At 63.6% G+C, this 23,067-nt stretch carries 15 protein-coding genes; 6 read left to right on the top strand and 9 right to left on the bottom strand.

From position 1 onward, the window contains the following. Nucleotides 1-26: 26 nt before the first annotated feature. Together FVD38_RS22790 and FVD38_RS22785 are read right to left on the bottom strand one after the other, a co-directional pair. Nucleotides 27-2,405 (bottom strand): TonB-dependent receptor plug domain-containing protein, encoded by a 2,379-nt coding sequence (locus tag FVD38_RS22790; RefSeq protein ID WP_229493925.1) that lies wholly within the window; start codon nt 2,403-2,405, stop codon nt 27-29. A gap of 156 nt (nt 2,406-2,561) precedes the next feature. After that, on the bottom strand, nt 2,562-3,353 hold the full coding sequence (locus FVD38_RS22785) for a PhzF family phenazine biosynthesis protein (protein ID WP_147936899.1): 792 nt from the start codon (nt 3,351-3,353) through the stop codon (nt 2,562-2,564). Between the two features lie 229 nt (nt 3,354-3,582). Here FVD38_RS22785 and FVD38_RS22780 point away from each other — a divergent pair, with 229 nt between their 5' ends. After that, on the top strand, nt 3,583-5,148 hold the full coding sequence (locus tag FVD38_RS22780; protein ID WP_187271680.1) for a sigma 54-interacting transcriptional regulator: 1,566 nt from the start codon (nt 3,583-3,585) through the stop codon (nt 5,146-5,148). On the opposite strand, the gene FVD38_RS22775 is transcribed toward FVD38_RS22780, so the two are convergent. Together FVD38_RS22775 and FVD38_RS22770 are read right to left on the bottom strand one after the other, a co-directional pair. Beyond that, nucleotides 5,145-5,735: a hypothetical protein gene (locus FVD38_RS22775; protein WP_147936897.1), complete on the bottom strand. Its 591-nt coding sequence runs from the start codon at nt 5,733-5,735 to the stop codon at nt 5,145-5,147. The two genes, FVD38_RS22780 and FVD38_RS22775, sit on opposite strands and share 4 nt — an antisense overlap. Further along, nucleotides 5,732-7,903 (bottom strand): serine/threonine-protein kinase, encoded by a 2,172-nt coding sequence (locus FVD38_RS22770; protein ID WP_147936896.1) that lies wholly within the window; start codon nt 7,901-7,903, stop codon nt 5,732-5,734. Before FVD38_RS22770 ends, FVD38_RS22775 begins: the two co-directional genes overlap by 4 nt. Before the next feature lie 317 nt (nt 7,904-8,220). On the opposite strand from FVD38_RS22770, the gene FVD38_RS22765 reads away from it, so the two are divergent. Both FVD38_RS22765 and FVD38_RS22760 read left to right on the top strand, forming a co-directional pair. Continuing rightward, the gene (locus tag FVD38_RS22765; RefSeq protein ID WP_147936895.1) at nt 8,221-10,362 is read left to right on the top strand and encodes a hypothetical protein; all 2,142 of its coding nucleotides are present in this window, start codon (nt 8,221-8,223) and stop codon (nt 10,360-10,362) included. A 127-nt stretch (nt 10,363-10,489) separates the two neighbouring features. Further along, a complete protein-coding gene (locus FVD38_RS22760; protein WP_147936894.1) occupies nt 10,490-13,690 on the top strand; it encodes an error-prone DNA polymerase in 3,201 nt (1,066 codons plus the stop codon). Here the strand turns inward: FVD38_RS22760 and FVD38_RS22755 are convergent, their stop codons facing one another. Then, the gene (locus FVD38_RS22755) at nt 13,691-15,313 is read right to left on the bottom strand and encodes a methyl-accepting chemotaxis protein (protein ID WP_147936893.1); all 1,623 of its coding nucleotides are present in this window, start codon (nt 15,311-15,313) and stop codon (nt 13,691-13,693) included. It lies immediately after the preceding gene. A 224-nt stretch (nt 15,314-15,537) separates the two neighbouring features. On the opposite strand from FVD38_RS22755, the gene gntR reads away from it, so the two are divergent. Further along, nucleotides 15,538-16,566 (top strand): HTH-type transcriptional regulator GntR, encoded by a 1,029-nt coding sequence (gntR, locus tag FVD38_RS22750; RefSeq protein WP_147936892.1) that lies wholly within the window; start codon nt 15,538-15,540, stop codon nt 16,564-16,566. 11 nt (nt 16,567-16,577) lie between these two features. Here gntR and cynS read toward each other — a convergent pair whose 3' ends face one another. From cynS to FVD38_RS22730, 4 genes are read right to left on the bottom strand one after another with little or no spacing between them, the layout of a single operon-like run. Continuing rightward, complete coding sequence (gene cynS, locus FVD38_RS22745) at nt 16,578-17,027, bottom strand: cyanase (RefSeq protein ID WP_123068334.1); 450 nt, start codon at nt 17,025-17,027, stop codon at nt 16,578-16,580. Between the two features lie 39 nt (nt 17,028-17,066). Continuing rightward, complete coding sequence (locus tag FVD38_RS22740) at nt 17,067-17,954, bottom strand: ABC transporter ATP-binding protein (RefSeq protein WP_147936891.1); 888 nt, start codon at nt 17,952-17,954, stop codon at nt 17,067-17,069. Then, complete coding sequence (gene ntrB, locus FVD38_RS22735; RefSeq protein WP_147936890.1) at nt 17,944-18,822, bottom strand: nitrate ABC transporter permease; 879 nt, start codon at nt 18,820-18,822, stop codon at nt 17,944-17,946. The genes FVD38_RS22740 and ntrB overlap by 11 nt, the downstream gene beginning before the upstream one ends. Before the next feature lie 14 nt (nt 18,823-18,836). Further along, nucleotides 18,837-20,231, bottom strand: coding sequence for a CmpA/NrtA family ABC transporter substrate-binding protein (locus FVD38_RS22730; RefSeq protein ID WP_147936889.1), 1,395 nt, complete (start codon nt 20,229-20,231; stop codon nt 18,837-18,839). A 290-nt stretch (nt 20,232-20,521) separates the two neighbouring features. Here FVD38_RS22730 and FVD38_RS22725 point away from each other — a divergent pair, with 290 nt between their 5' ends. Both FVD38_RS22725 and FVD38_RS22720 read left to right on the top strand, forming a co-directional pair. Beyond that, nucleotides 20,522-21,034 (top strand): gluconokinase, encoded by a 513-nt coding sequence (locus FVD38_RS22725; protein ID WP_147936888.1) that lies wholly within the window; start codon nt 20,522-20,524, stop codon nt 21,032-21,034. Between the two features lie 243 nt (nt 21,035-21,277). Further along, the gene (locus tag FVD38_RS22720; RefSeq protein ID WP_147936887.1) at nt 21,278-23,065 is read left to right on the top strand and encodes a glycoside hydrolase family 16 protein; all 1,788 of its coding nucleotides are present in this window, start codon (nt 21,278-21,280) and stop codon (nt 23,063-23,065) included. Nucleotides 23,066-23,067: the final 2 nt, after the last annotated feature.

The raw sequence follows: 23,067 nt of genomic DNA, 5'->3' as shown, positions 1-23,067 counted from the left end.
CCGTTTGCTGTCCGATCGGGGTGCGATCAGAACTTGTGCGCCAGGCGCGCGAACATCGCCGCGCCGTTCAGGCCGAACTGCACGCTCTCGTACTTGAAGCCGTTGTCGGTCTCGTTCGGATCCTGGCGGGTCGGCTTGACGTCGAAGATGTTCGTGCCGCCCACCGTCAGCCGGGTCTTCTCGGTAAAGGCCCAGGTGAATGACAGGTCGGCCGAAGTCTTCGACTCATAGTGCTGGTTCGGCACCGGCGGGCCCGAGAAGGTGCCCAGGGTCTGCGGACCGAAGTGGATCACGCGCAGCGAAGTCTCGAGCTGGCCTTGGGTCCAGTCGAGGCCCAGCGTGGCCTTGCGGCGCGGCGCGCCTTCTTCGATGAACAGGCGCTCGCGTTCCGACAGCAGCACGTCCTCGAAACCTTCCAGTGCCGCCGGCGCCTTCACGCGCTGCACCTCGGTCTTGCTGAAGTTCACAGCCAGGAAGGTGGTCAGGTTGCCGATGCCCACCTTGCTGCGGTTGGACACGGTCAGGTCCAGGCCTTGCGTCTTGGTGTCGACCGAGTTGACGAAGAACTGCGCCTGGCCTACGCCCAGTTGCTGCAGGGTGGCGCCCAGCGCCGGGTAGTTGTCGGCGTCGAAGCGGCCCGACAGCACGATGCGGTCGTCGATGTCGATGCGGTACAGGTCGGCCGTGACCGACGTCGACTGCGTCGGCGACCAGGTCAGGCCCAGCGTGTAGCTCTTCGATTCCTCGTCCTTCAGCTGCGGGATGCCGGCGGCATTGGCGACCGGGCCGCCGTTCGGCGCCAGCACCACGTCCAGCGGCTGGCCGCCGACGAAGTCGGTGAAGGTCGACGAGAAGTACATCTGCTGCAGCGACGGCGCGCGAAAGCCCGTGCTGGCCGAGCCGCGCAGCAGCACGCTCGGCGCCAGGCGGTATGCGGCGGCCAGCTTGCCGGTGGTGGTCGAACCGAAGTCCGAATAGCGTTCGTGGCGCACGGCGGTCTGCACCTTGAAGCGGTCGGTCACCTCAAGCTCGATGTCGGCATAGGCCGCGTTGCTGTGACGGTCGCTGTCGGTCTCGTCGCCCGGCTGGAAGCCCGGGAAGCCCTGGCTGCCGGCATTGCCGCCTTCGCCCACGCCATCGGCGTCGATCCACGAGCCGGTTTCGCCGGCGAAGATCTTGTAGTTCTCGCGGCGATGCTCGAGGCCGAAGGCGACGTTCATGCCCTTCAATACGTCGCCGTAGAAGCGGCTGATGTCGAGATTGGTGGTCGACTGCTGGAACGAGAAGCCGCCGGCGTAGAAGCGGCTGGCGCTCGTGCCCTGGCCGCCATTGAGCAGGTCAAGGTTGGCGATCGAGGCGTTGAGGGTGTTGTTGATGTCGTACTTCAGGCGGTTGTAGCCATAGGTCTGCGAGACGTCGGCATTCCATTCGCCCACCGCCCAGCGGTAGCCGACGGTGCCCCAGCGGTCGTCGACGTCGCCGTCGATGAAAGGGACGAAACCGTCCGGGTACATCGCCGCCGAGTTACGCGACGGGATGTCTTCGGAACCGAGGCCTTCGCGCGCCCAGGCGGCCGAGGAAGCGTCGCGCTTTTGCGCGCCGGCCGTGAAATACAGCTTGCCGGGGCCGGTGGGGAATTCGCCGTTCAGGTAGACGGTCTGGTTCTCGGACTTGGTGTCGCCGATGATGCGCGGGTTGCCCGCTTCGGAGCGGTTGGAGCGGCCGCGATCGTAGTATTCGCCGGTGATGCCCAGCACGCCGCCGGCCACCGCCACGCCGCAGTAGGCCGACGCCAGCCAGTTCTCGCCGTCGCCCGCGGTGTACTGGCCGTAGCCGAGCACCGATTCGCAACCGAGGCTGCGTTTGAGGTCGATGTTGATCACGCCGGCGATCGCGTCGGAGCCGTATTGGGCGGCGGCGCCGTCGCGCAGCACCTGCACTTCGCGGATCGCCATCACGGGGATCGCGTTCATGTCGGTGCCGGTATTGCCGCGGTTGCGCGCGCCGAACAGGTTCACCAGCGCCACCGTGTGACGGCGCTTGCCGTTGACCAGCACCAGGGTCTGGTCCGAACCCAGGCCGCGCAGGGCGGCCGAGTCGATCAGGTCGGCGCCGTCGGCGCCGGTCTGGCGGGTCGAGTTGAACGAAGGCGACAGGTTGGAGAGCACCTGGGCCAGGTCGAACTGGCCACTTTGTTCGGCGGCCTTCGTCATCGGAATGAAATCGATGGCGACCGGGGTGTCGGTGCTCGATGCGGCGCCGACGCGGCGTGAACCGACCACGCTGACGCTTGGCATGATTTCACCGCTGGCGACGCTTGGCGCGGTTTGCGCGTGGGCGATGGCGGGGACGAGGGAAAGCACGGCGGCGCTACCATATAAGGCAAACAGCACCGAACCAGACATTATTTTGAGTTTAATCACATTTTTCTCCGAAGGAAATTCGGATATTACTCAATTGTTTCTTCGGTAACCATCGTAATGTATCAATAACGCAACGGAGTATGGCTATAGCTAGAACTTATTCGACCAAGTTACGACAAATCGTGACAATTTGACGTGTCAAATCGTCTCGACACGGCCGCCGACCAGTACGGCGCCGTCTTCGATCCGGGTGCGGATCAGGCAATCGTGGCCGGTTGCGCGGCCCTGGCGCACGGTCAATCCGCGGCCGAGCAGGACGGTGAGGGCGCCGGACGCGACGCCGGTGGCGCTGTCTTCGAGTCGTGGGTCGAGGTGGTTGAAGTTGCGGCCTTCGAAGACCTGTGCATCCGCATCGCCTGCGAAGGCGTACAGGCCGTTGACGCCGTTTTCCTTGCCCCACTGCGTGATCGCGTCCAGGTCGGGCGTCAGCGCGTGCAGGGTGTCCGGGTCGCGCACTTGCACCAGCAGTTTCGGGCTGCCGATCGAGGCCACTTGCGGCGCGGCGACGATGGCTGCTGCGGGGATGCCGAGCAGGCGTGCCGGCAGCTCGGGCGTGAGTGCCGGTTGCGGGGCGGGCTGCGGCGACAGGCGTACGAACAGGTGTTCTCCCTCGCGGGTCAGGGCGAGCGGTTGGCCGTGCATGGCGGTTTTCACCGTCAATGGCGGGTTCGCGCCTGGCCGTGCGAACAGTCGCGCTGCCGCGGCCAGCGTGGCGTGCAGGCACAGGGGGCTGCGCGTGTGCGGGTAGTAGAAGTCGACGATGGCCGCCATGCCGTCTTCCTGTGGCGGATCGATCCAGACGCAGGTGGTGTTGTGTTCGCGCGCGAAGGCCTGGCGTGCATCTGGCTGTGACGGATCGTCTTCGATGACGAGAGCAGGATTGCCAGCGTTTGCGGTGGCGCCGAAGCAGCGCAGGGTGTGGACTTGCATGGGTTTTCCTTCTGGTCTGGCGCGGTGAGCAGGGTCGGATGGATCATAGATTGAATCGGCTGCTCGCGCTGACCAAATCATGACAATTTTGCAGGGTCGGGAGAGGTCGCCAGGCCGTTCCAATCGGTTAGAATTTGTGTATATTTTTCATCAAGCGGATTGTGCCTACTTTGCCCATGTTTCAGGAAAATCTCGATGCCCTCGGCGCCAACTTCGTGAGCGGACAAGCGTGAGCGATCCCGACGCGACACTGACCAGCTATGGGATGGCCGAGGACTTCGCCTCGGCGCCGGTGCTCGGCATCACGGTTCTGTGGCACCCGCAGCGCGAACGCATCGGCGAGCAGATGCTAGGCCCAGCCGCGGGCGGTGCGATCGCGCTGAACCGGTTTGCGCCGCTGTTTGCGCCGCTTTCCGTACGTCCGGGCGCGGGGCATGAAGGCACGCCGTTGGGCGAGCGGTCGATCACGCGCGAGCCGGTGCATATCCGCTTCGTCGCCGAGGGCGGTATCCAGATCGATCACGTGCGCGGCAAGATGGGGCTGGAGCTCAATGGGCGGCCGTCGAACGGGACCGATCGCTTCACGGCGAGTGAGCTCGAGCGCGGCATCGTGATCGGGCTCGGGAGCCAGATCTTCGTGTGCCTGCATTTGATGCGCAGCCTGCCGCGCGCGGTGAACGTGCCTGGCTTGATCGGCGTGGGCGATGGCGCGATCAAGATGCGCGAGGCGATAGCGCAGGTGGCGGGGACCAGCATGCCGGTGCTGTTGCTGGGCGAGACCGGCAGCGGCAAGGAAGTGGCGGCGCAGGCGATTCATGCGCTCAGTGGGCGTCGGAACGGGCGGTTTGTTGCGATCAATATGGCGACCTTGAGTGAGTCGCTGGCGGCGGCCGAGCTGTTCGGCGCGGTCAAGGGGGCGTACACCGGCGCGACCAGTGGTCGGCGCGGGTGGTTTGCCGAGGCCGAGGATGGGACCTTGTTCCTGGACGAGGTCGGGGATACGCCGGCGTCTGTGCAGGCCATGCTGTTGCGCGTGCTGGAGAGTGGCGAATATCGGCCGCTTGGGGCGGGCGCGGATGCGAGGTCGAATGCGCGGATCGTCGCGGCGACCGATCAAGATCTGGGGGAGGGTGGGTTTAACCAGGCTTTGCGGCGGCGTCTTGAGGCGTTTGTGATTCGGGTGCCGGCGTTACGTGAGCGGCGTGAGGATATGGGCGTGTTGATGCGGCATTTTCTGGAGGCCGAGGCGCCGGGGGATGGGTGGAATCTGCCATTTGAGTTGCTGAGTCAAGTGTTTAATGGGGACTGGCCGGGGAATGTGCGGCAGTTGGGGCATGCGATGCGGAGGGTGGCGCTGGATTTGCAGGCGGGGAATGTGCCGGTGTTGGAGCAGGCGGTGGTGGTGCCTGTTGTGGCGGAGGTAGTTGCTCTTCCTAATGCTACTGTGGCTTCTTCGTCTGCTTCTGCTTCTGCTTCTGCTTCTGCTTCGCGACCGGCGCGGCGCAAGGTGTCGGAGTTGAGCGATGACGATCTCGTGGAGGCGATGGAGAAAAGTCAGTGGCAGATCCTGGCGGCTTCCAAGGCGTTGGGGGTTTCGCGGCCTACGGTTTATAAATTGCTGGAGGCTCACCCGCGGATCCGTTTTCCTTCGAATATATCGGAGGACGAAATTCGTGCGGCCTGGACGGCTTGTAAGGGCGATCTCCAGCGGTGTGCCTCGCACCTGATGACACCGGCAGAGGCATTAAGACGACATATCGGGTTCTTAAATTTGGATTCCGAGTATGAAATTTAAATTGGAGCTCTTGGAGGGTTTGTCCCGTTTCCGACTTCCGTTTCTGGATCGAAATAGAAAACCCTCAGCTGCTGCGTTTCTTCACCAGTGCGTTTGATGCGAACCGTAAGGTAAAAAGACAGTTCCCAAAAGCCATTGTATTGGCCAACGGTCAATTGATCGTTCCACAGCAACGTAATTTGTCGGCCTTTCTTGGGATCTATACCTGTGCTATGCACTGAAAATGCTGATGGATCAATCTGGTATAGAGCGCCAAGTTGCTCGCCGTCTTTGCCAATAAAGATAGATGGAGGAGCATAATACGTACGTATATCTTGCCCGCAGCAAAGAATTTGAGGGCGAGTAATTATGCAGCAGTCGACTACTTCGAGCGATTCGAATCCGGTTTTTTCTTTATCGCTCGCGACAATTGCGATCCGAAACTGTTGGCCAGCCGAGAAATCAATATCTCGGTTCCATTGAACTTCTTTCGAGTTGTGATCGGAATTTCCGGCTAAGTCAAGATCGGTGAATACCCAATTAACGCCGTCGTCTACTTGGTTAACGTCAAGGCGTGCTGTCAATGTCATTAAAGGTTGTGTCATCATTCCCTTTCCATACGAAGTAAATCAAACCGCGGATCGCCCCGCAGCGCCAATAAATCGGGTTCGGTACCGATTAGTTTAGTAGGATAACCAAGCTGCTGTGCTTTGGTCAGTTCGGCTAACGCAGCCTTGCGTTGACCTGTGATTTCATAGGCAACGGCAGCCCGGAAGCGGATATCCGGATTGGAAGGACTGGCAGCTACGGCTCGCTGGCTAAGTTGCGCGGCGGTCATTTTATCGCCAAGCTTAGCGCTATACAAACCCATACGGGAAATTAATGTAGTATCGTTTGGCGCGCGCTCGAGCAGTGATTTTGTAAGGGCCGCTGCGTTTCGATAGGCTTGTTGAGAATCTCGTTCGCGACCTGGGATCCAGCGTAGAGTGTCGGCCAGATTTGCCCATCTGAGATGTGCGATGCTGTTGCCCTTCGTGGCGGAAACAGCATGCTCGAATGCCCTAGCGGATGCAATATAGTCACCCCGGTTAAACAGGGCATTTCCGAGGTTTGTGTAAAGTACTCCGCTAGGGCGGACCTGCAGTCCTTGTTGTAGTACCTCTAATGCCTCATCGTCTCTTCCTTGCTTCTGTAGCACAGCGCTCAGATTTGCGTAGGCATATACTGCGTCTGGCTCAAGTTGGATACTTTTTCTAAAAATCTTTTCAGCACTGGCGTAATCTCCTTGGCGGAAACGCAGTTCGCCCAATTGGTCGATGAATAAACGTTCTGTCGGGTGGGCTTCACGTGCGACTACGATGCTGCGTTCAGCCTCTTGATAGCGTTGCAGGTACATCAGAGCCCCATTTTTTGTATTGAGCGCAAATAGGTTTGATGGATCTAGTTGCAGGGCTCGCTCTGCAAACCGCAGGCTTTCGTCATCCTTTCCCTGCTGATAACGTACAAAAGATTTTGCGGCATAGCCGAGTGATAATTGGTCATCCAGTTCTAGCGCTGCTTGAGCACTAGCATCAGCTCGTTGTAACCAGCTTGCGTCGCTGCGATCACCTGCATAGCGCAAAGTATAAGCCAGCGCCATGCCGGCAGCTGCAGCTGCGTGCCTCGGATTTTTTTCTAATATGGCACCAAAGTTTTCGATAGAGCTATCTAGGCTGCCATCCCGATCAAAATGACGTAATGCAGCTATGCCATTTGACATTCGCGCAGCATCGGAGATTGGAGGTGACCACTGGTGAGGCAAGCCCACGGATTTAGACAGATACACTGTGCCGCATAGTAGTAACAATCCTCCCGCGGCGTAGGATAAGAACCTGTGCCAAGCACGGCGAGACATCACTGGAATCGACGGGAATGAGGACAGCGTGTGTGAGGTGGGCGCTGTCGATCCAAGCTCACCCATCTTCTGCGCAGCGTCTTTGAGGGACTGCATTGTTGGTATGCGCATAGTAGGGTCTGGCGCGCACATTGCGCGTACCAGCGTTACCATATCTTGTTCGTCATCCGCTGAAAAGTTCCACTGAGCACAGGATGATTGCACTTGGGCGGCAGCCAAAGCCAACCCATGTAAATGTGCGAATGGCCGTTCTCCACGCATCATCTCGTACATCATTACGCCGACAGCATAGATATCGCTGAGCGTGCTCGGATGCTTACCATTCAGAATTTCCGGCGCTAGGTAAGCGATAGTGCCTTGGGTCTGCAGCACATCCCCCGACTCGGTCGCCAGCGGATCAATCTTGCGCGCCAGTCCAAAGTCCATGATGCGCAACTGTCCCGACGGCTCGATCATCAGATTAGCCGGCTTCAAGTCACCATGAATCAAGCCCGCAGCATGTGCCTGCGCCATCGCATCCGCCAACTGGCAAACGATATCGAGTATCTGATCCCGCGACAGCTTGGTCGTGGACAGCAGCTGATGCAGGGTTTGCCCTCCAACCAGCTCCATCACGATCGACTTGCTATGGCCGTCGTCTTCGAGTGCGTAAATCTGGATGAAGGCAGGATGCCGCAGCGATGCCGCCAGGCGCGCCTCTTGCAGCAGATTATCCGGCTGGTCGCGCACCAGGTCAGGCTTCAGGCGCTTGATGGCAACGGTGCGCTGCAGCGCCGGATCCCACGCCTCATGCACGTCGCCGAAACCGCCATTGCCAAGCAGCTTACCGAGGCGATATCGCTCGTTACTGGGAGTGGCAATCAGGTCAGGCGATGAAGTCATTTGCGGCTCGTTTGGTCGGCGCAGGCGCCGTAAATACTACAGGAAAAGAAACTTGCCGAATACACATTCTTAACTTCGATTCAGGCAACCAGCGTGTCAACTTACTCGTTGACATGTAAAAACACCCGTTGTTTTACACCCAACAGGCATAAATAGTCGACTAAATCCTTGATTTTGTTGCTTTGACGCCATGTTTCAGGGTGGCACGGAGCTTGCAAACTATTGCGTACCACGAGGGAAGACGTAACGAAGATCGTCGCGCCTGCCATCGCAATTGTCGCAAAGCATGTTATTCATTCCGGAAAGAAGATTCAAGTATGGCTACCCAAAGCACAGGCGTTCTGCAGATTGTTGGCGCGGCTTATGGACTCAAGCAGGTCACCGCGCAGGTCATCAAGCAAGTCAACCGTCAGGCTTTTCCAGAGACCCTGTCTGTTTTGGCAAGTAACCAGACGTTCGGCGACACCTGGGTTGGTCACGAAAAGACGCTGACCGTCGTCTATCGCTATGACGGCGGCCCGACGTTCGTGGCTACTGCTTCGGAAGGCCAGACGCTGAACATCGGCGCCCAGCAGTTCGAGCAATCTATCCGGGCTCCTGCTCCAGCGCCGCAAGACAACGCCGCCCAGCCGGTACTGACCGTGTGGGGCGCCAGCTTCGGCTGCTCCGACGTGAGTGCGACGGTACGCAACCTGGCCGACCACTCGGCTGGAACCTTGTCCCTGGTCGCCGACAGCGCCACGCTCGGCGAAGACGGCAACGGCAAGCGCAACACCTTCGTCATCGTGGCCAGCTATTGCGGCCAGATTCCATTCATCGACATCGTCGTCGAAGGCAATCCCTATGCGCTCAGCTACCGTCCGCCGCTGCACATCCTGAGCGCCTTCTATGGTTTGAAGGACGTCACCGACATCGTCCGCGCCAGCGTGAGCCGGCGCAGGCTGTCCGTCGCCGCATCCAGCAGCGTATTCGGCGATGGCTGGCCGGCGATGCGCAAGACCCTGCACGTGGTCTACCAGTACGCCGACCGCAAGCCGCAAATGGCCGCGACGACCGAGAACCAGACCCTGCACATCGACTACGACCCGGCCGCTCCCACCGGGCAAGCGTCGCTCGACCCGCGCGCCCTGAACATCATCGCCGCCGCCTACGGACCGGTCGACGTCACGGAAAAGGTCGCAGCGCTGGTGGAGAATGGAAGCCTGTCGTTCACGGCCGACAGCCTGACCTTCGGCGACACCTGGCCAGCCGCCGTCAAGTCGTTCTCGATGGTCTACAGCTGGGGCGTGGCGGGGGTATCGAGCGTCAACGTGCCTGAAGATACGTCGGTCTCGATCACCCAGCCCGAGCCAACGTTTACCTCCGACAGAAACTTCGTCTCGCTGGCCGGAGCGCTCGCCGCCGGCGACGAGATCAAGCTCCAGACCGCGGCAGGCGGTTACTGGTCGATCGCTGCCGACGGCCAGATCACGGCGCTCGGGACATCGAGCGACGCGGCCGAGGTGTTCACCATCGGCGTACCCGAGGCCCAGGATGCGCCCGCCATCGCCCTGCAATGCCGTGACGGCAGCTACCTGAGCGCGGATAGCGACGGCATCTTGCGCGCCGGCGGCAGCGCGCAGGATGCAATCCAGTTGATGGCATCGCTCCAGGCCAATGGCGCCATCAATATCGGCGTCGTCGGTGGCGCGGGAGCGCCGTTCATTGCGGTGACCGCAAGCGGCGCCATCGCGGTGGACGGCAGCTACGACACCAATTTTTCCACCTGCTTCAACTTGCTGCTGAACCCCACGCGGGCCGGCAATGCCAGCCATTTGCAAGCCTTCGCCAGCGCGACGATGCTGGACGGACCGGTCGATATGAAGCTGGTGAAAGTGGTGTGGAAGCTCACTGGCGGCTGCTTTCTGGCGGCCGGCCTTGGGCGGCTGCTCGGCGACGAGCAGCAGATCGGTCTCGCCTTGTACCGCTTTCTGCGGCGTTATCCGGCAGTGATGAACAAGATCGCGATCCTGATCGCGACCATTGACTGCAACCGCGCGATGCCGGCGAGCGCCTTGCTCGGCGTGCTCAAGGCGATCCACGAGGCGGGCATCCTCATGCCGGTGCTGCGCATGACGCTTGCGACGACTGGATGGATGGGGATTTCGTGGGCCATCGTCACGATCCTGACGAAAGTGCAGGGCGGCGTCACGAGTGCCGGTGCGACGGCAGGGGCCGAGGCGGGTGAGAGCTTCTCCGACTGGGCTTACGAGACCACGATGGATATGCTCGACTACGTCAATTCCACGGGCGGCACGGCGTTGATGCTGGCGTATGAGCGCATGATCGGCGTCGATCAGCCGATCATGCGCCGTGCACACGGTGGTGGCGTGTCCAGCCTGCGCGCGCGGATGGCGGCACAAGATCCTTCCAGCTCGTCCCTCGGCCCTATGCCGCGCCCCTTTCCCACCCATGCCTGAATAGTCGATGCTGGTAGGGTGGGAGGCTTCGCCGCCCACGCGTTCAACGCCACATTTGAGTCGCTGGCGTAGTGAGCTCGGTTATACTGTGTTTTTATACAGTATTAGCTGTTTAACAGCCCCCAGCGTGACCAAGCCCACCCCCACCGCGCAGCCCCCGGCATCCCAGGCCCAGGCGCTGCCCCCCTACGCCGAGTTGTTCTGTCTCTCGAACTTCTCGTTCCTGCAAGGGGCCTCGCACGCCGAGGAGCTGGTCGCGCGCGCGGTGCAGCTGGGTTACTTCGCGCTGGCCCTCACCGATGAATGCTCACTGGCCGGCGTCGTGCGCGCCCACGCCGAAGCGAAGAACGCCGGACTTCCCCTGATCATCGGCGCCCACTTCCACCTCAAGAACCCCGACGGCACCCCGGCCCCCTCGCTGATCCTGCTGGCCCAAAACCGCAACGGCTACGGCAACCTGTCCGAACTGATCACGATCGGCCGCACCCGCAGCGAGAAGGGCACCTATCTGCTCACGCCCGACGACCTGGCCAATCCCATCCCCGAATACGCGCACCTGCAGCACATGCCCGACTGCCTGGCGATCCTGCTGCCGCCATATCCTGGCCACGAAGCCCAGGACGTCGACCGCCTGCACGCCCAGGCCGCATGGATGGCCACCACCTTCCCGGGCCGCGCCTGGCTCGGCCTCACCCAGCTGCACCGCGCTTTCGACGACGCCCACCGCGCCACGGTGGAAGAGGTGGGCTGGCAGCATGGCCTGCCGATCGTCGCGCTGGGCCACGTGTGCATGCACGTCCGTTCGCGCAAACCCTTGCAGGACACCCTGAGCGCAACGCGCCTGGGCAAACCGGTGGGCGCCTGCGGCTACGGCCTGGCGCAGAACGCCGAGCAGCACTTGCGTGCGCGCCTGCGCCTGGCCAATATCTATTCGCGCGAGGCGCTGGCCGAGACGGTGCGCATCGCGCGCCTGTGCACCTTCTCGCTCGACGAGCTGCGCTACGAATACCCCGATGAGGTGGTCCCTGACGGCCACGATGCCAGCAGCTACCTGCGCAGCGAAACCTGGATCGGCGCGCACCGGCGCTTCCGCGACGGCGTGCCGGCCAAGGTGCAGGCCCAGATCGAGTACGAGCTCGAACTGATCGCCGAGATGGGTTACGAACACTACTTCCTGACGGTGTACGACATCGTGCGCTTCGCGCGCTCGCAGCACATCCTGTGCCAGGGCCGCGGCTCGGCCGCCAACTCGGCGGTGTGCTACTGCCTCGGCATCACCGAGGTCGACCCGGCCCGCGCCAGCCTGCTGTTCGAGCGTTTCATTTCGCGCGAGCGCAACGAGCCGCCCGACATCGACGTCGACTTCGAACACCAGCGGCGCGAAGAAGTCATCCAGTACATCTACAACAAGTACGGCCGCCAGCGGGCGGCGCTGGCCGCGGTGGTGATCAGCTACCGGCCCAAGAGCGCGCTGCGCGACAGCGGGCGGGCGCTCGGCATCGACCTTGCCATCGTCGAGAAGGTGGCCAAGACCCATCACTGGTTCGACAGCCGCGCCGATCTGCTGGGCCGCCTGGCCGAAAGCGGCCTCGATCCCGAGGCGCCGCTGTCGCGCCAGTGGGCCACGCTGGCGCAGTCGCTGTTGAACTTCCCGCGCCACCTGTCCCAGCATCCGGGCGGCTTCGTGATCGCGAAAGGGAAACTCTCGCGCCTGGTGCCGATCGAGAACGCGACGATGGCCGACCGCAGCGTCATCCAGTGGGACAAGAACGACCTCGAAGAGCTGGGCCTGATGAAGGTCGACGTGCTGGCGCTGGGCATGCTGTCGATGATGCGGCGCGGCCTGGAGCTGGTGGGCCAGCGCTATGGCGACGTGTTCGAGATGCAGGACATCCCGCTCGAGGACAGCGCCACCTACGACATGATCTGCCAGGCCGATACCATCGGCGTGTTCCAGATCGAATCGCGCGCGCAGATGAGCATGTTGCCGCGCATGCTGCCGCGCCGCTTCTATGACCTGGTGATCGAGGTGGCGGTGGTGCGCCCCGGCCCGATCCAGGGCGGCATGGTCCATCCCTACCTGCGCCGGCGCCAGGGACTCGAGCCGGTCGACTATCCGAGCCCCGAGATGAAGGTCGCGCTCGGCCGCACCCTGGGTGTGCCGATCTTCCAGGAGCAGGTGATGCAGGTGGCGATCCTGGGCGCCGGCTTCACGCCGGGCGAGGCGGATCAGCTGCGGCGGGCGATGGCGGCCTGGAAGCGCAAGGGCGGCCTCGAAAAATACTACGAGCGCATCGTGGGCGGCATGCTCGAACGCGGCTACAAGCTGGAATTCGCCGAAGCGATCTTCAGCCAGATCCAGGGCTTCGGCGAATACGGCTTCCCCGAATCGCACGCGGCCAGCTTCGCGCTGCTGGCTTATGCGAGTTCATGGCTCAAATGCCACGAGCCGGCCGCGTTTTTGTGCGCCCTGCTCAACAGCCAGCCGATGGGTTTTTATAGTCCCTCGCAACTGGTGCAGGATGCGCGCCGTCACGGCATCGAGGTGCGGCCGGTCGACGTCGCCGTCAGCGGCTGGGATTCGGCGCTGGAAGAGTACGATCCCGTCGACCGCGCGCGCCAGCCGGCGGTGCGGCTGGGCTTCTCGCTACAGCGCGGGATGAGCCAGGAGTCGGCCGAGCGCATCGAGCAGGCGCGCGCCTTGCGGCCTTTCGACAGCGTGGCCGACCTGGCGCGGCGCGCGCATCTCGACCGGGGCGACCTGCAGGTGCTGGCCGCGTCCAACGCCCTGCGCTCGCTGGCCGGGCACCGGCGCGAAGCCTTATGGCAGGCCTCGGGCGCCGCGCCCGACAAGGATCTGTTGCGCCCGACCGTGCCGCGCGAAGCGACGCCCACGCTGGCCGCGCCGAGCGAAGGAGAGGAGATCGTCGGCGACTACCGCGCGCAGGGATTGACGCTCGGTCGCCATCCGCTGGCGCTGCTGCGCGAGCGTCTGCTCAAGCAGCGCTTCATACCGGCTTCGAGCCTGATGGATTTCCAGGATGGCCAGCTGGCGCGCGCCTGCGGCCTGGTCACGGTGCGCCAGCGCCCCGGCACGGCCAAGGGCGTGCTGTTCATGACTCTGGAAGACGAGACCGGCAACATCAATGTGATCGTGTGGCCGACCCTGGTCGAGCAGCAGCGGCGCGAAGTGCTCAATGCGCCGCTGCTCGGGGTGTACGGCATCTGGCAGCGCCAGGGAGAAGTGCGCCACCTGGTGGCCAAGCGGCTGGTGGACTTGTCGCACCTGCTGGGCGGGCTGGATGCGCGCAGCAGGGATTTTTGCTGATTACGCCGCGGCCAGTTTCATGGCGTGTTTGCCGGCGGCCGTGCGGGCGCTGCGTCCCGGCGCACCCGCCTGCAACTGGAACACCTGCAAGGCCTGCGACACCTCGTCGGTCTGCCGCGCCAGGGTCGCCGTCGCGGCGGCGGCTTCTTCCACCAGGGCCGCGTTCTGCTGCGTGATCGCGTCGAGCTGCGTCACCGCCTGGTTCACCTGGCCGATGCCGCTCGACTGTTCGCGCGTCGCACCTGCGATCTCGTCCATCACGCGCGTCACCTGGTCGACCGCGCCCACCACTTCCTGGATCGCCGCGCCGGCCGCCACACTCAGGCGGTTGCCGTTGTCGACATTGGCGATCGAGGCGTCGATCAGCGCCTTGATCTCCTTGGCCGCCACCGCGCTGCGCTGGGCCAGCGTGCGCACTTCGCCCGCCACCACCGCGAAGCCGCGGCCCTGTTCGCCCGCGCGCGCCGCTTCCACGGCGGCGTTCAGGGCCAGGATATTGGTCTGGAAGGCGATGCCGTCGATCATGCCGACGATGTCGAGCACCTTGTGCGACGAGGCGCTGATCGCCTCCATCGTGCTCACCACCTCGACGACGGTGCGCTGGCCATTGCCGGCCGTCGCGGCGGCGCGGCGCGCCAGGTCGCTGGCCGCGTTGACGCTGTCGGCGCTCTGCGCCACGTTGTGGGTCAGCTGCTCCATGCTGGCCGCCGTCTCCTGCAGGCTTGACGATTGCGTCTCGGTGCGGCTCGACAGGTCCAGGTTGCCGGTTGCGATTTCGCCGGTGGCGTGGCGGATCTCGTCGAAGTTGGCGCGCACGTCGCCGATCACGCTGAACAGGTTGACGGCCGACTGGCGCAGGGCCGCCACCAGCTGGCCCATCTCGTCGTCGCGGCGCGGCGCCAGGCGGCAGGTGAGGTCGCCGCCGGCAAGGCGGCGCGCGAAGCCGGAGGCCTCGGCCAGCGGCGCCAGCACGTTGCGGTGCAGGCTGGCCCACAGGCCCAGCACCATGGCCAGCGAGGCGGCCAGCGACAGCAAGGTCCACGCCGGCAGGCCGTCGCGCCAGCATTCGAGCGTGATCGCCGCCAGCAGCAGCGTCAACAGACCCATGCCGCCGTTGACCTGGGTGCGCAGCGGCAGCCGTCCCAGCGTCGCGACGCGGCCGCGCAGGCCGCCGTGTTCGACGCGGCCGTTGCGCAATACCAGGCCGCGCGGGTTGCCGGCCTTGAATTCGGCGTACAGCGTTGCCGCCTCGCGTACCTGCTCGCGGGTCGGCTTGGTGCGCACCGACATATAGCCGGCCGCCTGGCCGTTCTCGAGCACCGGCGTCACGTTCGCATACACCCAGTAATAGTCGCCGTTCTTGCAGCGGTTCTTGACCATGCCGCTCCACGGCCGCCCGGCGCGGATCGCCTGCCACATGTCGGCGAAGGCCTCCACCGGCATGTCCGGATGGCGCAGGATGTTCTGCGGCGCGCCGATCAGCTCATCCTCGGTGAAGCCGCTCACCTGCACGAAATACGGGTTCGCATAGCGGATATTGCCCTGCAAATCGGTGGTCGAGACGATGGTCTTGCTGTCGGCCAGCTGGTATTCGTTATTGGTGATCGGCGTGTTCAGGCGCATATAGGTTCTTTCAACAAGGCAACAGGGCATGAAAAAGTATAGCGACAGCTGATGAGGCCGTCTGCGGCTTCGACCCCAAATTCAGCAAAAATACAACGATAAAATCAGTAAAATCACTAACTGACTTTCGGTCCGGTTTCCATGCTGGCCAAGGTGGTCACAAAAGGCTTGCCCGTTGTTGATAGAATGGAACCAGGAATGAAGAACGCCACAACAGGATGACCATGGATAAAACGAGCCGCAGCAAGGGCAGGGGAACGGGACGGGCCACGCTCGAGCAGGTGGCGGGCATGGCCGGCGTGTCGATCATGACCGCCTCGCGCGCGCTCAGCCAGCCGCAGATGGTCTCCGAGGTCACCCGGGTCAAGGTGGAGCGTGCGGTCGCGGAACTCGGCTACGTGCCCAACCGCGCCGCGCGCGCGCTGGCCTCGTCGCAATCGCACGTGATCGTGGTGCTGGTGCCGTCGTTTTCCAACGCCGTGTTCACCGCCGTCCTCGAAGGCATCCACGACGCCGTCGCGCCGGGCCAGTACCAGCTCTTGATCGGCAATACCTATTATTCGCAGGCCGAGGAAGAAAAGCTGCTGCGCACCTACCTGCAATCGAGCCCGGACGGCATCCTGTTCTCGAGCCAGGCCCACAGCCCGGCCGTGGCGAAGATGATGGAGGCGTCGCAGGTGCCGTCGGTGTCGATGATGGACCTGTCCGACGAGGCCGGCGCGCTGTCGGTCGGCTTCTCGCAATTCGAGGCCGGCATGGAGATGGCGCGCCACCTGCTCAGGAAGGGTTACCGCCGCATCGGTTTCATCGGCGCCCAGCTGGATGAGCGCACCCTGCGCCGCGCCGACGGTTATCGGGCCGCGATGGTCGAGGCGGGCCTGGCGGATCCACGGCTCGAGCTGATGGTGCCGGAGCGTTCCACGATCGCGCTCGGCGCCGAGTTGATGGGGCAGATGATGGCGAACATGCCCGACTGCGACGCCGTCTTCTGCTGCAACGACGACCTGGCCCACGGCGCCGTCTACCACTGCCAGCGCCACGGCATCCGCATCCCGCAGGACATCGCCGTCTGCGGCTTCAACGACTTGCCGGCATCGGCGTGGATGATGCCATCGCTCACCACCATCGACACGCCGCGTTACCAGATCGGCTTCGAGGCCGCCAGCCTGCTGCTGCAGGTGATCAAGGGCCAGGAGCCCGAACGCAAGCGCATCGACCTGGGATTTACCTTGCGCGAGCGCGAGAGCGCCTGACCTGACGAAGCTTAGTAGCTCTTATAAGGCAGGAATTTACCGGACAAGACCACGTTGACGCGGTCGCCCTTCGGGTCTTCGGTGCGCTGGATGTCCATCGAAAAATCGATGGCGCTCATGATGCCGTCGCCGAATTCCTCATGAATCAGTTCCTTGATCGTGGTGCCGTACACGTTCACCAGCTCGTACCAGCGGTAGATCAGCGGATCGGTCGGCACCGCCGTGGGCAGCGATCCCTTGTAGGGCACGATCTGCAGCCAGGCGATGGCTTCGTCAGAGAGTTCAAAGATCTTGCCGACCGCCTCGGCCTGCGGTTTGGTCAAGGTCATCTGGCCCAGGCAGGCGGCGGTGGTCCATTCCTTCGACAGGCCGGTGGCCTCGGTCACGTCGCGCCATTTGATGCCCTTGCGGACCTTGGCGGACAAGATCATTTTGGTGACGTCTTCACGGCATGAAATCATGTTTGGCTCCATCGATGTGGTGGTAGTAAGGGCGGACGCTCAGGCCGAAGCCCGGGCGGGGTAGTGGTCTGGCGCTGCATCGTCCTCCAGGCCGGGATGCACGATGCGGGTCTCGAGCAGTTCTGCATCGTCGGCGCCGGACTGCTGCAGCATCTTCGAGCGGCGCACCAGGAAATCGACCAGGTGGTTGCGGATCTTGTAGAACTGGGGATCGCGGTGGATCGTGGCGCGGCTGCGGTCGGCCGGCAGCGTGTTGACGACGATCTCGGCGATCCGCGCCTGAGGCCCGTTGCTCATCAAGAAAATGCGGTCGGCCAACAGGATCGCTTCGTCGACGTCGTGGGTGATCATGAAGACGGTCTGGCGCGTCGCCGCGCAGATGCCCAGCAGCTCGTCCTGGATCGTGCCGCGGGTGAGCGCGTCGAGCGCGCCGAACGGTTCGTCCAGCAGCAGCATCTTGGGTTCGACCGCGAAGGCGCGCGCGATGCCCACCCGCTGCTTCATGCCGCCCGAGAGTTCGGACGGCTTCTTGCGCGCCGCGGCGCAGAGGCCCACCATCTCGATGAAGCGCGCGCCGTGTTCGCGCACCTTGTCGCGCGGCCAGTCGCGGTGGCGCGAACGCACGGCGAAGCCGATATTGTCTTCCACGCTCAGCCACGGCAGCAGGGCATGGTTCTGGAACACCACGCCGCGGTCTAGCCCGGGGCCGGTGACTTCGCGGCCGTCCATGATCACGGTGCCGGCGCTGGCCGCTTCGAGCCCCGCCAGCACGTTCAGGATGGTGCTCTTGCCGCAGCCCGAATGGCCGATGATGCAGATGAACTCTCCGCGCTCGATCGCGAAACTCACCCCCTCGAATACCGGCGGCTGGCCGGCGCGGTAGGTCTTGGCCAGGCCGTCGACCTGGACGAAGCGGTCATTCGGCATAGGTCACCTTCTTTTGCAGCGCGGCGAACATCAGGTCCAGCGCCATGCCCACGATGCCGATCATGAGCACGGCGAAGAGCACGTTCGCCAGCGACAGGTTGTTCCACTCGTTCCACAAGAAGTAACCGATGCCGTTCCCGCCGATCAGCATTTCGGCCGCGACGATCACCAGCCAGGCGATGCCCATCGAGATGCGCATGCCGGTGATAATGGTCGGCGCCGCTGCCGGCAGGATCACCAGGAAGGCCTTGCGCAGCGGTGACACTTCGAGCGTGCGCGCGACGTTGAGCCAGTCCTTGCGCACGCCGGCCACGCCGAAGGCGGTGTTGATCAGCATGGGCCAGATCGAGCAGATGAAGATCACGAAGATGCCCGAGATCGACGAATCCTTGATCGTGTAGAGGGCGATCGGCATCCAGGCCAGCGGCGAGATCGGCTTGAGCACCTGGATGAACGGGTCGATCGCGCGGTACAGCAGGGGCGACATGCCGATCACGAAGCCCAGCGGGATCGCCACCAGCATCGCCAGCAGATAGCCCAGGCCGACGCGCACCAGCGAATGCCCCAGCTGGATGCCGATGCCGCGGTCGTTGGGGCCGTTGTCGTAGAACGGATCGCCCAGGTGGCCGGCCGCCAGCCGCGCGAACTGGGCCGGCGTGGGAAAGCCGCTGCCGGCATCGGGCGCCGGGGCAGCATCGGCAGCGGCCGGCGCCTGTCCCATCAGGGCCGCGTATTCGGCTTCCTCGGCGCTCATCGCCGCCACTGGCGCCGCGGCGCGCGGCGCGGTGGCGATGTGCCACACGCCGACCACGACCAGCAGCAGCGCCAGCGACAACAGCGCGGCCCTGAACCTCAGTTGCTTGTGCATGGGCTTCTCCGGTGTCAGGCGCGCTTGATCGCGAAGCTGTCCAGGTAGGCCTGCGGCTTGGCCGGGTCATAGGTCTTGCCCATGATCGTGAACGGGCGGTAGCCGTTCGCCGCGGCGGCCGGCGCCGGCATGCCGAGGGCCGCCATCTGCTTGCGCGCATCGGTCAGCAGGAACACCTGTTCGGCCAGCGCCTTGTAGTTGACGTCGTCCTTCAGGTAGCCCCAGCGCTTCATCTGCGTCAGCATCCAGGTCGCCATCGAATACCAGGGCAGGGCGTCGAAGTCGGCGCGGTCCGGCTCATTGCGCACCTTGCCCAGGCCATCGGCGAAGCGGCCCGAGAGCGCCTGCAGCACTACCGTCTCGGGCTGGTTCAGGTAGGCCGGCTTGCAGATGGCCTTGGCGATCTCGGCCCGGTTCTCGTGCTTGTGCGCCATCGCGGTGGCGTTCAGGATGGCGCGGTACAGCGCGGCGAAAGTGTTCGGGTTCTGGTCGATGAAGGCCTGCGAGGCGCCGAAGGCGCAGCAGGGATGGCCGTTCCAGATGTCCTTGGTGAGAATGTGGATGAAGCCCACCTGGTCGAACACGGCGCGCTGGTTGAACGGATCGGGGCCGAGGAAACCGTCGATATTCCCGGCGCGCAGGTTGGCGACCATCTCGGGCGGCGGCGTCACGCGCAGCTGGACGTCGCGGTCCGGGTCCAGTCCATGCTCGGCCAGGTAGTAGCGCAGCAGGAAGTTGTGGACCGAATACTCGAAGGGGATCGCGAACTTGAAGCCCTTCCAGTTGCGCGGATCGCGGTTGTCCTTGTGCTTGAGCGCGAGCGTGATCGCTTGCCCGTTGATGTTCTGGATGGTGGCGACGCGCATCGGCTGCGGCGTGCCGCCCTGGCCGATCGACATCGCCAGCGGCATCGGCGCCAGGAAGTGCGAGGCATCGAGCTCGCGGTTGATCATCTGGTCGCGCACCAGCGCCCAGCCGGCGGTCTTGCTCAGGGTGACGTTCAGGCCCTGCGCCTTGTACATGCCCATCGGGTCGGCCATGATCAAGGGCGTGGCGCAGTTAATGGGGATGAAGCCGATCTTGAGGTCCTTCTTCTCGAGCGCGCCCGATTTTTCCATCGCATTGGCCTGCAGGCTGGCCAGCGGCAGCAGCGAACCGATCGCCGCCATCAGTGTCGGTCCGCCCACCGCCTTGATCAGGTTGCGGCGCGTGGCTTCATGGGGAAACAGGGCGCGTACCGCGGCCGCCTCGACGAAGTCGCCCGACAGCGCTTCGGCGTCGCCCGCGCGCCGCAACCGGGCGGCTTGCGTCTGGCGGTCGTGCTCGTCCTGGGAGCCGTGCTTGCCGCAGGCGCAGCCGTTCAGTGAAGACTCGGTCGAATAGGGGCGGTACAGATTCTCATCTTTCATTGGCGAAGATCCCTGGTAGTGGTGATGACGCAAAAAAATGAAACGGCGAGGCGGGCATGACGATGCTTGATCATTGTCGACAGCAAGACCTGTGCCATCTGGAATCGCACGCGGCCAAGTCATTCATTTCAAAGCCGAAACCAGTTTTTTTCATTGGCAGCCGGCGCCTGCGATTTGCATCAGCAGGCACCGGCGCCGCGCATCTGCCCAACCGTGGTGCATGACCGCTTTACATCCTTCGTGCGCAGACGCTACAATCCCCTTATCGATGTTAGCGTTAACATATAGAAATGACGACACAAGCGCGAGACGACAACAAGGGAACGGCCTGGATAGTCATGGGTGTGAGCGGCTGCGGCAAGAGCAGCATCGGCGCGAAGCTGGCATTTGAACTCGGCGTTCCGTTCATCGAAGGGGATGCCTTCCATTCGGAGGCCAATGTCGCCAAGATGTCGGCCGGTGTCCCGCTGACCGACGACGATCGTCGCGACTGGCTCCTGAACCTGCGCGACAAGCTCGCCGCACGCGAGGGAGGGGCGGTGCTGTCATGTTCCTCGCTCAAGCGCGCCTATCGCGACCTGCTGCGTAGCGGGGGCGGCGACGTGCGCTTTGCGCACCTGGCCGGCCCGCGTGAGGTACTACTCGAGCGCGTCAGCAATCGTCCCGGCCACTACATGCCGCCGTCGCTGCTCGACAGCCAGTTGAGCACGCTCGAACCGCTGCAGCCGGACGAAGCCGGCATCACCCTCGACATTCGCGACAGCCAGGAGCAACTTGTCGCGCAGATCCTCGCCAGCGTTTAATCCAGCGCCTCCAATTCCCCGCCGCATGCATATGCCGGCGGGGTAATCGCGCACGCCATTCACATCGGATAGACACGTCCCGAAAATCAGACTATATTTTCCTTTCCTGTTTGGAAAGGTTTCCAATCACGCATTCCGCACAAATCCGCACGACAGCATTCGAGACCAACGAGCAAGTTAACAAGCCGCGGCACGGCCGTACGGCACGACCGCATTTCTTGTAGTGAAATAGGAGGAGTCGACGTGAATAAGCAGAACCAGAATCATCGCTCGAGATGGAAACCTTTCCACGCGCTTGCCGCCGGCATCCTGCTGGCCTGTGGGGCACACGCCGCGGCCAGCGTCACCAACCCGGTGATCGGCCAGCTGCTGTGGTCGGAGGAATTCAACGGCAACAATGTCAACACCGGCGTGTGGAACCTGCAGGACGGTAACGGCTGCCAGATCGGCCTGTGCGGCTACGGCAACGCCGAGCTGCAGTACTACAGCCCCAACAACGCCAGCATCGTCAACGTGCCCTTCGAATCGGGCACGCGCGCGCTGGCGATCCAGGCGCGCAGCCAGACGATCGGCAGCAATGTCTTCACCTCGGCCCGGCTCGACACCAAGAACAAGGTGCAGGTGCAGTACGGGATGATCGAGGTGCGCATGGCCGCGCCGAATCTCGGCACCGGCTTGTGGCCGGCCGCTTGGATGCTGGGCGTGAGCCCGCAGACCTGGCCGCGCAACGGCGAGATCGACATCATGGAGGCTGGCCACCGGGCGTCCGAGCGGGCGCACGGCAACGCGCCGTCGTCGAACCACTTCGTCGGCTCGAACGTGATCACCTGGCAGCAGGCCGCCTGCGTGCCCGGCAACGAAAGCTGCGCCGCCTCGACCGCGTGGCAGACCAAGAACTGGTACGTGCCCCAGAATTCGCTCGCGAACCGCTTCGTCACCTACCGCTTCTACTGGGACGAGAGCCAGATGCGCTTCACGACGGTCGACAACGGCGTCGAGCACAATATGTACAACGCGCCGCTGCCGGTCAATTCGAGCGCGCTGCAGGCGCCGTTCTACCTGCTGCTGAACATGGCCGTGGGCGGCAACTTCACCGACGCCGCCAATCCGGGCCAGGTCACGGCGCCGCTGCCCGGCACCATGTACGTCGACTATGTGCGCGTCTACCAGATGGACGGCAAGGGCCAGGTGAAGCTGGGCGACCAGACCGTGCCCGAAGTCGCCGGCAAGTTCGGCGTGTTCACCGACACCACGGCGGTCAACGACAAGCTGGTGGCGGGGACGAGTTCCGACATCTTCATGTGGAACGCCGCCTCCACCGGCACCGGCAACACCGCGCCGTTCGAGGGCAATAACGTCATCGCCTGGAACTACACGACGCCGGGCCAGTGGTTCGGCGGCGGCATCCAGGCGCGCCAGGCGCGCAACCTGAGTAACTACCGCGCCAATGGCACCGTGAAGTTTCGCATCCGGATCCCGGCCAACGTGGGCTTCCGCATCGGCATCGGCGACACCTATACCAACCAGAACTGGGTGAACTTCCCGGCCAACACCACGGCATTTGGATTGACGCGCAACGGCCAGTGGGGCCAGGCCTCGATTCCCGTCTCGACCCTGCTCGGGCCCCTGGTCGCGGCGCAGTCGCTCCACGATATCTTCATGATCTCGAGCATCGACGGCGCGCTGCCATCATCGAGCTTCCAGTTCGCGATCGACGACATCGTGTGGGAGTCGGGCGGCGGCGGCACCACGCCGCCGCCGCAGCCGGAGCCGAGCGGCCCGACCTCGGTCAGCCAGACTTCATCGACGATGCTGCAGTTCCGCACCACCACCGGCGGCTGGGCCGACGTGCACTACACCGTCAACAACGGGCCGCAGCAGAACGTGCGGATGCAGCTCAGCGGCGCCAACAACACCTACACGGCGGGCGGGCTGAAGATCGGGGACGTGGTGCGCTACTGGTTCACCTACTGGGACGCGCAGCGCGGGTTCGCGGTGGATACGCAGCAGCAGGCGCACACGATGCAGTAACC

Source organism: Massilia arenae, assembly GCF_008014745.1.
GTDB classification, from domain to species: Bacteria; Pseudomonadota; Gammaproteobacteria; order Burkholderiales; family Burkholderiaceae_D; genus Telluria; species Telluria arenae.
This window is presented reverse-complemented; position numbering and strand designations above follow the sequence as displayed.